The sequence below is a fragment of the Streptomyces sp. NPDC043854 genome (genome assembly GCF_056436005.1).
The window spans coordinates 123336-136609 of sequence record NZ_JBWKDK010000005.1; the positions used below are offsets into that span (position 1 = coordinate 123336).

10 protein-coding genes and 3 pseudogenes are annotated in these 13274 nt (G+C 69.5%); 9 read left to right on the forward strand and 4 right to left on the reverse strand.

Going from position 1 to position 13274, the window contains the following annotated elements:
• Positions 1-31: 31 nt before the first annotated feature.
• Positions 32-583, forward strand: coding sequence for an anthrone oxygenase family protein (locus tag AC068A_RS06985; protein ID WP_478581804.1), 552 nt, complete (start codon positions 32-34; stop codon positions 581-583).
• 101 nt (positions 584-684) lie between these two features.
• On the opposite strand, the gene AC068A_RS06990 is transcribed toward AC068A_RS06985, so the two are convergent.
• On the reverse strand, positions 685-1728 hold the full coding sequence (locus tag AC068A_RS06990; protein WP_478581807.1) for a PP2C family protein-serine/threonine phosphatase: 1044 nt from the start codon (positions 1726-1728) through the stop codon (positions 685-687).
• A 371-nt stretch (positions 1729-2099) separates the two neighbouring features.
• Complete coding sequence (locus AC068A_RS06995) at positions 2100-3053, reverse strand: zinc-binding dehydrogenase (protein WP_478581810.1); 954 nt, start codon at positions 3051-3053, stop codon at positions 2100-2102.
• Positions 3054-3609: 556 nt separating this feature from the next.
• On the opposite strand from AC068A_RS06995, the gene AC068A_RS07000 reads away from it, so the two are divergent.
• The 5 genes and pseudogenes from AC068A_RS07000 to AC068A_RS07020 form a co-directional block, all read left to right on the forward strand.
• On the forward strand, positions 3610-4632 hold the full coding sequence (locus AC068A_RS07000; protein WP_478581813.1) for an MFS transporter: 1023 nt from the start codon (positions 3610-3612) through the stop codon (positions 4630-4632).
• Positions 4633-4703: 71 nt separating this feature from the next.
• A complete protein-coding gene (locus AC068A_RS07005) occupies positions 4704-5171 on the forward strand; it encodes a hypothetical protein (protein ID WP_478581814.1) in 468 nt (155 codons plus the stop codon).
• Positions 5172-5322: 151 nt separating this feature from the next.
• Positions 5323-5625 (forward strand): hypothetical protein, encoded by a 303-nt coding sequence (locus tag AC068A_RS07010; RefSeq protein WP_478581817.1) that lies wholly within the window; start codon positions 5323-5325, stop codon positions 5623-5625.
• Between the two features lie 164 nt (positions 5626-5789).
• The gene (locus tag AC068A_RS07015) at positions 5790-6302 is read left to right on the forward strand and encodes a hypothetical protein (RefSeq protein WP_478581819.1); all 513 of its coding nucleotides are present in this window, start codon (positions 5790-5792) and stop codon (positions 6300-6302) included.
• 277 nt (positions 6303-6579) lie between these two features.
• Positions 6580-6672 (forward strand): annotated as a pseudogene (locus tag AC068A_RS07020) (transposase); the annotation flags it as partial.
• 115 nt (positions 6673-6787) lie between these two features.
• Here AC068A_RS07020 and AC068A_RS07025 read toward each other — a convergent pair.
• Positions 6788-8071: a hypothetical protein gene (locus AC068A_RS07025; RefSeq protein ID WP_478581822.1), complete on the reverse strand. Its 1284-nt coding sequence runs from the start codon at positions 8069-8071 to the stop codon at positions 6788-6790.
• Positions 8072-8624: 553 nt separating this feature from the next.
• Between AC068A_RS07025 and AC068A_RS07030 the strand changes: the two are divergent.
• Positions 8625-8903: pseudogene (locus AC068A_RS07030) on the forward strand (hypothetical protein); the annotation flags it as partial.
• Here AC068A_RS07030 and AC068A_RS07035 read toward each other — a convergent pair.
• Complete coding sequence (locus AC068A_RS07035; protein WP_478582118.1) at positions 8809-9501, reverse strand: Mu transposase domain-containing protein; 693 nt, start codon at positions 9499-9501, stop codon at positions 8809-8811. The pseudogene AC068A_RS07030 and the gene AC068A_RS07035 sit on opposite strands and share 95 nt — an antisense overlap.
• Before the next feature lie 57 nt (positions 9502-9558).
• Between AC068A_RS07035 and AC068A_RS07040 the strand changes: the two genes are divergently transcribed.
• Together AC068A_RS07040 and AC068A_RS07045 are read left to right on the forward strand one after the other, a co-directional pair.
• Positions 9559-11391, forward strand: coding sequence for a glycoside hydrolase family 15 protein (locus AC068A_RS07040; protein ID WP_478581825.1), 1833 nt, complete (start codon positions 9559-9561; stop codon positions 11389-11391).
• A gap of 463 nt (positions 11392-11854) precedes the next feature.
• Positions 11855-13158, forward strand: a pseudogene (locus tag AC068A_RS07045) (sugar-binding protein); the annotation flags it as partial.
• Between the last annotated feature and the right edge of the window lie 116 nt (positions 13159-13274).

The window sequence follows — 13274 nt, forward strand, 5'->3', positions numbered from 1 at the left end:
GATTACCGCCCACGCTCGCAAGGAGGCCCCCGTGCGCACCCGCCTTCTCCAAGGACTGTCCCTGCTCTCCACCGGGCTGCTTGCCGGCGCCTTCAGCTATGGCGCCGCGAATCTCGTCCCCACCTTCAACGCCGTCCCGCTCGACATGAGACTGGACTTCCACGCCGAGCTGATGAAGATGAACGGGATCACCGTGCAGGGAGCCATGGCGATCTCGGCCCTCAGCTCCCTCGCCCTGTCCGCCCTCACGCGCGGCCGGACACGAGTCCTCGCGGCCACGGCAGGGGCCCTGACCGTCGCGTCTTTCCTGATCACCCGGTTCGGGAACGTCCCGATCAACGGCCGTATCAAGGAGTGGGCCGCCACCGCACCGCCGGCCGACCACGCGGGCATCCTGCACCGCTGGGAACTGTTCAACGACGCTCGTACCCTCACCGCCGTGGTGGCGTTCGCCCTCCTCACCTTCCTGGCCCTGCGAGAGACCGCTCCCTCCCGAGGCTCGCTCGGACGCGACACCTGGCGCCTGCCCGTCGCGTGGTCCCGGTCGAACAGGAACCGCCGGCGCAACCTGCCCGTGCCCTGACGGGGCAGGGGCCCGCACCTTCGAGGGCCGGGCACTGCGGCCGCTCGGCTACGCCGCTACGAGTGCGCGGCTGGCTGCGCTGACCTGCTTGTAAGCCCCCTTCATGCGAGTCGGTCGATGAGGATCATCGCCACGTCGTCCGTCAAGCGGCCCTCGGTGTGGCGGATCAGTGCTTCGTGCAGTTCGTCCAGGAACTCCTGTGGGGAGGTGCCGGAGGGTATCTGCGCCATGGTCTCCGGCAGAGGGAGGAAGTCGTTGTCACGGTTACGGGCTTCGATCACGCCGTCGGTGTAGAGCAGCAGCCGGTCACCGGGCAGGAACGGGTAACTCTCGGGGTTGGCAGGAGGGCCGGTGACGAGGTCTTCGAGACCGAGCGGCGGCAGTGGCGAGGCGGGCATCAGGGCCTGCACCCTGCCCCGGTGCAGCACCAGCGGAGGCGGGTGGCCGCGGTTGACCAGGTGCACCACCTGTTCGTCCGGCACCTCGGCCACGAGCGCGGTGGTGAATCCCTCCATGAGGACTTCGGGAAGTTCTGCCTGAGAGTAGGTACCCGGTACGGCGGCCTCTCGCCGCAGCGCGGCCGCGCAATGGTTCATGACCTCCTGCACGTCGTCCTCGTAGTGAACGGCCTCCCGGAACGCGCCCAATGCCACCGCGACCGCGCGTATGGCGGACAGCCCTTTCCCCCGGACATCCCCCACGATCAGGCGGACGCCGTAGCGCGTCTGCACGGCCTCGTACAAATCGCCGCCGACCTGTGCCCCCGTCCCGGCCGCAAGGCACAGGCTGGCCGCCCGCACCGGGCCCAGGAGCTCGGGGACAGGCCGTAGGACCACTTCCTGAGCCGCCACGGCGATCCGGCGAACCTGGTCGAGCTCGTTCTGCCTGCGCGTGCGCACCGCGTTACTCAGGATGACACTGGTCACGGACACCACGATCAGCCCCAGGAAGTTGCCGATGATCAGCTGAGTCTGAGTTCCCCACGACTGGTTGTAGGTCGCGGAGGTCACGTTCACACCCACAGCGAGGGCTGCCGCCGACAGCGTGCCCATCGGGCCCATCGTCAGCGCGGCCAGCGCCGGCGTCGTGGTGAGGACGGGGCCGGTGACCAGATCGTGTGCGGGCGAGAGCTCGATGCCCAGCACGCCCAGCACGATCGCGAAGGGCGCACACTTCCCCAGCGTGAACAGGACCTCGCCGTGACCGCCCACTTCTGATCGAGAGGACGCTCCCGGCCGGACAGGTGAGCGAGGAAGTGACCTCATGGGAACAGCCTGCCTCGCGGAAGCCGGTACGGCCTCCCGGAAGCCCGTGACCGGCAGCGCTCCTGCGCTCCTACGCCCGCCAACCCAAGACCAGCCTCCGAGCCGGCCGACCGGGTCCGCACCCCTTCAGGGACATGTGCTCGACAGGGGGAGACGGTCACGCCGACTCCGGAGGCCAGGCGCCCCATTGCAGGGCCACCAAGAAGGTAATGGGGGACGCCCGGACACGGCCCGCCGGTCCCGCACCCCCGTCACGGGACCAGCAGTGCCTTGCCCGGGATCTCACGGGCCTCGATCGCCCGGTGCGCATCGGCCGCCCGGTCGAGCGGGAACGTCCGGGCAATCACCGGCCGCAGCCGCCCCGCCGCCGCCTCGCCCAGCGCGAACGCGGCCAGCCGCCGCACCTGCTCCGGCCCGAACTGCACCTCCCGGATCCCGGTGACGGTGATCCCGCGGCGCTCGGCCTCCTGCGCGTCGGGCTCGGCGAAGCCGCCGCTCGGCGCACCGTGCGCCGAGACCCGGCCGCCATCGCGGACCAGGGCGAACGCGGCCCGGCCCAGCTCCCCGCCGACCCCGTCCAGCAACAGGTCCACCGGCCCGCCGACCTGCCCGGTCCAGCCCTCCTGCGTGTAGTCGACCACCCGGTGCGCGCCCAGCCTCCGCACCAGCGCCAGCTTCTGCGCGCCCCGCGCCGCGCCGATGACCTCGGCCCCCGCCGCGACCGCGAACTGCACCAGCAGCGTCCCCATCCCGCCGGCCGCGCCCAGGACCAGCACGCGGGTGCTGGCCGTGATCCCGGCTGCCGCGGCGATGCCCGCACCCGTCACCCCGTCGTGCCCGAGCGCGGCCGCCTCTGCCGTCCCGAGCCCGTCCGGGACGGCGACCAGCCGCTCCAGCGGCACACGGACGAACTCCGCGTACGTGCCGAGCGTGCCTGCCGCTGCCAGGGCCCGGCGGCCCAGCCAGCCCTCGTCGACGCCCTCGCCGACCGCGACCACCGTTCCCGCCGCCGCACCCCCGGGCACGTACGGCGGGCGGATGCCGAACCGGTCGCCCCAGCCGCCCCGGATCTGGGTCTCCACGAAGATCGTGTCGACGGCTTCGGCCCGGACCACGACCTCGCCCGCCCCGGGGACCGGATCGGGCAGCTCCACCGGGACCAGCACCTCCGGACCGCCGTACGCGTCCACCTGCACAGCCTTCATGGCGTTCCCCCTCTTCCGCGCGTGCTCCGCGCTCCTGCAAGGCCGTCGGCAGGCCCCGATCACGTGATCACTCTCCGACCTCGAGTCCGGTTGAGGTCAAGCCGCAGCGGAGAATCCCCTTCACTCTCGCCGTCACGCGCTCCGCCGCTTCCGTCGCGCGGCGCTCGATTCCCGCGACGCGCAGCGCTACAGACCGTGACGACGACCCCCAGGGCACCGGGAAGGGATACAGGCCAGTCGAACAAACGGCGCCTGCCGGTACGATCCCCCGAACCGGCTTGTCGGTGTGGAAGGCCTTCATCTGCTCGCTGTCCCACAGCAGCGCGCTCCAGGCGGGCGAGCTGATCGGGGCGCGGTGCCCGCGGGGTGCGACTCAGGACGCCGTCACCATGGCGACCCCGCCGAGCGCCAGGAAGCCGAGCCCGCTTCCCATGAGTCCCAGGCATACGATCGAGCACCAGTTTGGTACTCCGTCCCGACCCTTGGGTATCAGGGACGCAGCGCAACCGAGCAGGCCGAACGCGGCCAGGCCCATACCGACGAGCGTGCCGCCGCCGTGGACGAGCGCCGGCCGCAGGCCGTCCGGGGGCGGGCGGCGATCGGCGCCATCGCGGCCGGGCTCGGCCCGGTGGCCGGCGGAGTGCTGGTGGAGGCCGACTGGCGCTGGGTGTTCCTGGCCAACATCCCGGTCGCTGTCTCCGGCCTGATCGCAGGAGCCCGCCTCCTGCCCGACGTACGCCTGGACGAGCGAGGACCGCTGCCGGACCTCATGGGTTCCGCGCTGCTCAGTCTGGGCATCGCGGCGCTCGCCCTCGGACTGGTCAAGGCCGAGGAGTGGGGCTGGGCATCGGCCGCCGTCATCGGCTCGCTCGCCGCCACGGCCGTGCTGCTCGCCGGCTTCCTCCTGCGCTCCGCCCGGCACCCGGCGCCGATCATCGAGCTGCCGCTGCTGCGGGTGCCCGCCTTCGGCGCCGCCACCGTCGCGGCGTTCCTGTTCACAGTCGCGTTCGCGGCGGTGCTGCTCACCTCGGTGCTGTGGTGCCAGCTGGTATGGGGCTACAGCGCGATCCGCACCTGGCTGGCCATAGCCCCCGGCCCCCTGGTCGTCCCCCCGCTGGCCATCGCGGCGGGTCCGCTGGTGCGGCGGATCGGAGCCGGCCCCGTCGCCGCGCTGGGCTGCATGCTCGTAGCAGCGGGCACGCTGTGGTGGGTACTGGCCCTGGACACGACCCCGCACTGGGCGACCGCGTTCTTCCCCGGAATGCTGATCGGCGGACTGGGTGTAGGCTCGGTCGATGGGTTTCGCCTGGCGACCAGCCTGCTGGACCACCGGCTCGCGCCCGCAGCGCAGTTGGCTCAGCCCTACCGCGAGCGCTGGGAGATCGAGAACGGCTTTGCCCACTCGGAGTCACTCGGAACCCCCAGCACCAGGCGGCCTCACCTGCGGAAACGTCCTAACTCAAACCGGCATTGCAGGTGGAAGGCGCTTTCTGCGTGCAGGATGTCGGTTCGCGTCCCAAGCTCCCTTCTCCGCGGACGGTTCGGGTGTGGCTCAGCCACCCAGCAGCCCCCCAACTGAACCGGCGAGGCTAAATCTGACTCACCGGTTATTGCCGTGCAGCTCGAACCGGAGTTCCATACCCTGCCCGGATGATGGAGAACTCCGAGAGGCTCATGCTGGTACGCGCGGGATTCGAGCTGGTCCATGTGGAGCACCATTGGTACGACGGCCCCAGGAAGGGGATCGCCGATGTCCAGGGGACACCGCACTACTTCGAGGCCATTCATGACTACTGGCATCCCGATGATCCCCACGACGACGAGTACCTTGTGTGGCCCATCGACGAAGCGTCGCTCTCCCTGGAGCGTGAGCAGTCGGCGGTAGCCGCCGACTGGTACAAGCACGTCGCCGCGGACACCGCGACGACGGGCCTGCCTGTCGACATTGTCGACGGTGGAGTTGACAGGCGCTACGACGAGCTGCAGGCGCTGCTCGGGCCTCGACGGAAGGCACCCGCCGACGCACGGCGGCTGGTGGCCGAGTGGAAGACCCCCGCAGAGGACCAGTACGAGGTGGAAGGGCCCACCTACGTGGTCAGGTGGCGCCAGGAACGTTGAGACGGTGGTGCGCGAAGTAGGCGGGTCTGTTGGCCCAGCCGAACGGAAGCGAAGGGTTCTCATGGGCGGACTTGCGTCAGCACTGCGATGAACTCTCAGGCGGACCGAAATTGACTTCTCCGGCCGAGCGAGCCGTGAAAAGTTGTGCCGCATGGCCATAGCAAAAAAGCGCACGCGGGTGATCACCGTCGATGGAGAACGCTATCGCTGGATAGTCGCGCCCAGCGATGAGGCCGGTCTGGCGATCGTCGTGGTGGGCGGCGACGGGGACGATCAGCGAATGGCTACATGGGTCGAGCACGGCGTCGTGATCGCACCAGGGCTGGTCGCTGCAGTCATCCGCCAGGCATTGCTTCACCACGGCTGGACGCCCTGGCAACGTGGCAAACAGGTCACCTTGCGGTGCCTGGACAGGGCCCCCGATCTGGCCGATCTCAGGTTGATCACTTGGTGACCTGGCCTCCGCCGCGAACCGCAGTTGTCCAGAACTTCATCGCTCTCGTCGACGACGTCCGTTTGACGGTCTTCCCGACGTCGTAGCGGGCGCCCCCCGTATGGGGGAGCCTGTCATCCTGCGCGCTGATGTGCGGGTATTTCCGCGTAAGCACGATGGAACGCATGCTGAAGATCGACGCGCTGCCCAACGTTCCACGTTGGGCTGCCCTCGCCGCCCACGCGGTGCCCCTCGTCACCCTGCCGTCCGGCCTGTGGCGGATCGCTCAGGCTGCCGGGCTCCCGGTGGCCGGACAGTTGGGCCGGACGGGTCGCGAGGTGGTGGTGGCCGTCTCGCTGACCTTGATAACCGAGGGCCTCGCCCTGCTCACCCTAGGGTTGGTACGGCCTTGGGGCGAGATCACACCCCGCTGGCTCCCGCTCATCGGCGGACGGCGAGTACACACGCTCGCGGCGGTGATACCAGCGCTGCTCGGGGCGGCGGTGCTGTGCACCATAGGGGGCTGGTTCACCTGCACCCAGGCGGCAGGCCTGATTGGGCGTGTCACGCAGACGTCAGCCCAACAAGTACTCCTCGTGGTTTGCTACTCCCCACTGCTGGCCTGGGCACCCCTCCTGGTGGCCACGACGGTTGCGTACTACCAGCGCAGAACGACTGTGCTGTGGAGTCCATCCTGAGCTTTGGTGTCTCGAACTCGCTCGCTCACCTGAGGGTTCGCCGGACCCGGGGCGGCCTTCGTCTGATCATGTGCTCCGACCAAGGCGTACGTGACCAAGACGAAGGCCGTGAGGGTAAGACTGTTGCCAGATGCTGTCCGGAGGGAGGCGTTCGCAGAAGCGTCACGCTTCCGAGGTGAGTTCTACGAGTGCCTGACCGCCCGGCGCGACGAGTTGTTCGAACTGATGGCGCTCTTTGAGCCTCCCCAGGTGTCGCTCTCCAGGTGGCCAGACCAGCAACCGGCTCAAACGCCTCCAGTACCGGCCCGACACCCTCGACGGCTTCATAGCCGGCACCGGCCTGACCCTCTACGAACCAGCGTCACCCTGACGAGCTGAAGTCAGTAACGGAGGCGTGCGCCACGGCTGGCGTCGAGGCCCTGGACGCCCCGGTCAGCGGCGGTCGGCCGGCCGCTGAAGAGCGACCCAGTCTTAGGGCCGGACAGTCAGACGGCCGGCACGTCCGGCACGTCCGGCACGTCCGGCGCGGTGTTCGTGCCGCGGAGTTCGGCTCGGGCGGCACGCAGGGCGGCGATCTCGCGGTCGACGTCGTAGTCCTTGTCGTCCAGATGCTTGAGCACCTTGCGCCGGCCGCCTGCCAGGTAGACGTATGCGATCACACGGGGTGTGAGGCCGCCGTCGGACCCACCCAGTGGTTCGGCCGCGATGTCCTGGACGTCTTCCCAGGCCACCCGTCGTGTGTGGGTGATTCCGCGGATGCGTATGCCGGTGTTGTCGATCAGGGTGGCGGACCGCGGTACGCGGACGATGAAGACGATCAGGATCAGCCCCACGAGCACGCTCAGGCCGAGCTGAAACCACAAGGGCGGGATGTCCGCGGTCCACAGCATCAACAGCAGCACGGCCGTCTTGGCAACCAGGATGGCCATGAGCCCCTTCCATCTGCCCCTGCTCATCCGGTATTCACGCGGCAGACCTCCCGTGCCCGGGGCCATCGAGCTCTCCCGGGCCGCCGGCCCGGTAGGCGGGACCGGAAGGACAGTCGGCTCGGTGAACAGGTCGTAGCCCTCCACGTCGCTGCGGAGCGCGGTGATGGCGGAGGCCACCATCGTGGCGAGGAGGATCAGTGCGAGCGGCCCCCAGATCGCCCAGATCGCCCACATGGGCCAGTTGTTGTTTGACTGCGCCCACAGCGTCAGGAGAGCGCTGATGCCCAGGGCGGCGCCGTGCCAGCGCACCATGGCTGCCGCGCGTTGGTGCCGCCGGTCGTGGCGCTTGATGATCGCCCACAGCGAGCCGGCGAGGGCGATCAGGCCGAAGGAGATGAGGGCGAGAGCGCCCCCCAGCCGGTCTGCCGGCCACCCCACCGGGCCGAACGTCGTCTGCTGTCGCCGCCCGTCGGCGTCCCGCACCTCGACGATGCCCCCGTGCCAGACCACGCCGACAACCGGGTCACCCGGCCGCATCTGCGACAACACGGGACCGGTGTTACGGAACGCCACGTTCCACGGTTTGCCGTTCGGGAGCAGCAACGTCGCCGTCGGCACCTTCTCATCGTCGTCCTCGTGGGTGTCGCTCTCGCGGACGGTGAACGCCTGCTCCCACGCACATGCCGACGCCGTCACCGGCACGGAGGCGCAGACCGGGGAGGCCAGGTACTCCCGCTCCCGCTCCAGCGCCCCGCTCACCTCTACGGCCGCCGCCACCCCCACCAGCAGCCCCGCGAGCGCGCTCACCAGCCAGGCCGCGACCTGTCCCGCTTTTCCCACGTCCCCTGCCCCCTCATTCCTCCGCGGGCCCCTATCCCGCCCGCACATTGGAGCACGGGAGATGATCAAGGAACACAGAAGGTCTGGTGCCCCATCACAACTGTTACAGAACAGTCGAGCTGCGCAGGCAGAGGAGGAGGGCCGGCAGCCGTCTGACCGGATTTCGGACACACTCACGCCCCCGGACTCCGATCGGCCAGCGACTACATGCGTCATCTGCTCGGCGGACCCGCGGGGCCGGACGGGCGAGTGCGCGGGCCCGGGATCCCCAGCAGGACGGGGCCGGGGCACGGCCCTGTCCCTCCTGGCCGGCGCCGTGGCCCTGACCGGCGCGCGGCGATCGGGGGCGCTCGATCCGTAATCGGCCGCCCGGCCCACGGCTGAGCCGCAGTGGGGGATAAGGCGGACCAGGAGCGGTCGACGAGGCCCCCGATCTCGGCGTACGACCTGAGCTCCCCAGCTGCGTACGGATGAACGTCCCCAGTTACGTTCGCGGGTCCGGCTTGGCAGGTTCGGGTTGAGACCGACACCCTGCCCCGGGGACACTCACGCGATGAGACAGAGCACGTCGGCCACCGAGGCGGTGGACAAAGGTTGGGATGGGCCCTGGTACCGGGTCCGCACGGAGGCCTTTGAGGCATCGTTCCTGCCTAGCCCGGACGAGGATTTGGACTCGGTGTGCAACGTCGATGTCTTCGTGAACCTCCAGGACGGTTCCCGGTGGACCGCGACTGTGTTCACGGTCGCGGAAGTTGAGCGCCTGATGGAGGTTTGGGCAGGGAGCGGCGAGGCTCTGGGCGGCCGCTACTTCTGGGTCTCAGACGGCCTGATCGGGACAACGAGGCCGGCGGCCGACCTCGACCTGGGTGGCCGCAGCCCGGTTCAGCAAGGCCCTCAGCGATCCCGCCTCCGAGCCGGAGGTGCGGATCGGCGGGGTGCTGGGAGGTCTCCGCCCGCTGTGACGCGGAGGCCGCTCCAGTGGCCAGGCCGTCCCAGTGCTTCTCGTCCACGACGCGGACTCCTCGGTCAGTGGCCCGCGGGTGAGTGGCCAGGAGGGTTTCGCCTTGCTGGTCGGGTGTGACCTGGGATTTCGTGGCCCTGGTCTCGACCGGCGGACGCGGGCGGACCCGCTGGGCGGGCGCCGAGTAGAGGTTCGTCTCGAAGGCGATGAGGCAGTCCTTGCCCACGTGTGGAGGTGCCGCTGGGCCACCATGCAGGGGGTGGCAGGCAGCGGGCGGAGGGCCATAGCAGCGGGCCGCCGCCAGACGGCACCGGGAGACAGCGCAGGCAGCGCAGCAGGCCCGCAAGGACGCCGAGGCAGCAACCCGGCGACTGAACGCCTCACCACCGCCACACTGACCGGCACGGAAGGCCAGCGTCACGTCCCGGCTTGGTTCTCGCTGCGCCGGCATCCGGGGGCGATCTAACATGAAAGACCAGGTCTCTTAGCCCGCACCTGCCCACAGCGAAACGGTAGGGAGGCCGACATGGAGTTCGGGAACGGATCCGGGCGAGTGGACGGCTCACGCTATCTGCCGATTTCCGAGCACGGCCTGATCGGCGATCTTCGCACTGCCGCGCTGGTCGGGACCAACGGCACGATCGACTGGTACTGCTGCCCCCGCTTCGACGCGCCGAGCGTGTTCGCCTCCATCCTCGATGCCGACCGGGGCGGATGCTTCGAACTGGCCGCGGACGTGCCGACGCGTACACGACAGTTTTACTTCCCCGACACCAACGTGCTGATCACGCGGTTCTACGCCGCCGACGGGGTGGCGGAGATCCAGGACTTCATGCCGGTCGTCGACGAGTCGCGTGAGACGGCCCGGCACCGGCTGATCCGGCGGGTGGTGTGCGTTCGGGGAACCCTTCCGTTCGCGGCGCGGATAGCTCCCCGCTTCGGCTACGGCGCCGAAGCGCACACTGTACGCGCGCAAGCCCACGAGGCCGTCTTCGAGTCTCCGTCGATCTCACTCGCGCTGACCTCCACCGCACCGCTCGAGTGCGACGGCACGGACGTGTGGTCGCACTTCAAACTCCTCGAAGGCGATTCCGTGGTGTTCGCCCTCGACCAGATCAGCGATGACGTCCGCCCGCGGGCCTGTCCGCACGCCGAGGCGGAGGAGCAGTTCGAGGCGACGGTCCGGTTCTGGGGCCACTGGCTGGCCCGCTCGCGTTACCGCGGTCGGTGGCGGGAGATGGTGCACCGCTCCGCGCTGGCGCTGAAGCTGCTCACCTACGTGCCGACCGGCGCGATCGTGGCTGCACCGACGACCAGCCTGCCCGAGCAGGTCGGTGGTGAGCGCAACTGGGACTACCGGTACGTATGGGTCCGCGATGCCGCCTTCTGCGTCTACGCCATGCTCCGCCTGGGCTTCACCTCGGAGGCCGAGGCATTCATGGGCTTCCTGTCCGACCGGGGCATCATGCGGGGCGCCGGCCCCACCGGGCCGCTGCAGATCATGTACGGCATCGACGGGCGCAGTGACCTGCCCGAGTCCGAGCTGCCTCACCTCGAGGGATACCTGGGATCCGCTCCGGTGCGGGTGGGCAACGCCGCCACCAAGCAGCTCCAACTGGACATCTACGGGGCACTGATCGATTCCGTCTACCTGTACGACAAGTGGGGGCAGCCCATCAGCAGCGATCACTGGGACGAGGTCGGCACCGTGGTGGACTGGCTCTGCGACCACTGGGACCAGCCCGACGAGGGCGTCTGGGAGACCCGAGGCGGCCGGAGGAACTTCGTCTACTCGCGGCTGATGTGCTGGGTGGCGATCGAACGCGCCATCCGGATGGCCAACCGGCGCGGCCTGCCGGCCGACCTTCTCCGCTGGCAGCAGAGCCGGGACGCGATCTACCGGCAGATCATGGGACAGGGCTGGTCGGCCACGCGCGGGGCGTTCGTCCAAGGGCTGGGGAACGACGTACTCGATGCTTCCGTGCTGATGATGCCGATGGCCAAGTTCATCTCGCCCACCGACCCCAAGTGGCTCTCGACCCTGGATGCGCTCGCCACTGATCTGGTCTCCGACTCGCTGGTTTACCGCTACGATCCGGAGGCCAGCCCGGACGGCCTGCGGGGTTCCGAGGGCACGTTCTCGATCTGTTCCTTCTGGTACGTCGAGGCGCTCACCCGCGCCGGACGCCTGGAGGAGGCCCGACTGGCGTTCGAGAAGATGCTCACCTACGCCAATCACCTCGGCCTCTACGCCGAGGAGATCGGCCGGACCGGAGAACAACTGGGCAACTTCCCACAGGCGTTCACCCACCTCTCGTTGATCAGCGCAGCCTTCAACCTCGACCGTGCCCTCGGCTGAGTCCCACCGGCGATCGGGCCGGTCGGCGCCCGTGAGCCCGGCGCAGCGGCGTTTGTCGCAGCGGGTGACCGTCCGTGGCGTGAGCATGGTCGATGTCCTCTGCCCGCCGTTTCCGTAGGTGTCTTTACCGGGGTACGCCTGCTTCCGGAATCCGTGGCGAGAAGAACGCGGGCTGACGGCCCGACAACCTGCAGGTTCGGTCTCCGGACGGCCGCGGCCGAGGCGTCGTTGCCCGGTGGCGGTGGTGGCCACATGCGGGGCCTTGGCGTCCGGGGCCGCTTGTGTGCCGGCCGGGGCGGTGAAGGAGAGGGGGTGATGGGGGAGTGGCTGGCGCTTGATCGCTTCCGCCTACGGAGCCCAGCCGATGCCGAGTTCGGCGAGGGCTGCGGGTTGGTCGGGGGCGAGCCGGTCGCGGTGCTGCTTCTGGTTGGCGATCCATACTCCGGTCCGATGCTCGGTCCGTGTGCCCGGTGTTCGACCGGTCGGTGCTGAACGGGCTGATGGCCGTGCCGACCGGCCCGCCATGGCCGGCAAGGCCGCCCCGGCCATCGACTACATCAGCACTGACCTCGTCACCCTGGGCGAGGGCGACGAGCAGATCACCCTCAAGTGGAAGGGCGCCCTGCCGGCCCCGAAGCTCGACGGGGCCCGCGCCGAGTACACCAACGCCGTGCCCGGCGGTGACGTCGTCATCGAGGCCACCCGCGGCGGCTTCGAGCAGTTCGTCGAGCTGAAGCAGCGTCCGGCCGGTGAGAACTACTCGTACACCCTGCCCCTGGTGGCCAAGGGACTGAAGGTGGAGCAGCAGGCCGACGGCAGCGTGCAGTTCACCGACCGCAAGAGCCGGCGCACCGCGGTCATGCCGGCGCCGGTGATGTGGGACGCAACGGTCGATCCCGTCTCCGGCGAGCACACCCGCAAGGTGCCCGTGGCGATGAAGGTCGTCCAGGGGAAGGGCACGGTCGACCTCGTCGTCACGCCGGACGCGAAGTTCCTCGCGGACCCGGCCACCAAGTACCCCGTGACGGTGGACCCCTCCACCTCCTCGCTGGGCAGCGTCTTCGACACCTACGTCCAGCAGGGCGAGACCGTCGACTGGTCGAACGACACCGAACTCGACCTCGGCAACCCCGGAACCAAGAACGCGAACGGCACCTTCCGCACCGCGCGTTCCTTCATCACCTGGAACACCGCACCGATCGCGGACGCCCTGGTCTCCGACGCCAAGCTGTCCCTGTGGAACTTCCACTCGGGCAACACCGACTGCGTCGCGCAGCCGTGGGAGGTCTGGGACTCCGCCGCGCCGAGCACCGCGTCGCGCGGGCCTCGTCGGAGTCGGTCATCGGGCAGTGGAAGCGCGTCAACTCCGCGAATGCCACCTCCAACCCGCCGAAGCTGACGGTGACCTACAACTACCGTCCGCAGACCGGCACGAAGCAGGAGGCCGGTCCCCCGTTCGTCCAGGACAAGACCCCCGCCTGGCGCGTCGAGACGACGACGCCGACCCTGCGCGACACGTTCGCGGACAAGGACGGCGACACGGTCAACGGCACCTTCCAGATTTTCGACGCCGCCACCAACACCCAGGTCGGCGGGAACCTGGTGTCGCCGTTCGTCCCGCAGGGCACCCCGGCCTCGGTGGTCGTACCGGCGGGCGTGCTCCAGCACGGCCGCATGTACCGCTTCCGCACCTCGCCCTACGACGGCACGCACTACAGCAACAGCTGGTCCCCCTGGTCCAACTGGACCACCTTCACCGTCAGCCCCCTTCCCGACGCCCCGCGCGACCTCCAGGCGGGCGCCCAGCAGACCCTGACGCCCGTCCTGTCCGCGGTCGTCTCCGACGCGTCCCAGGGCCGGGTGAGCGCCGAGTTCTCGCTGAG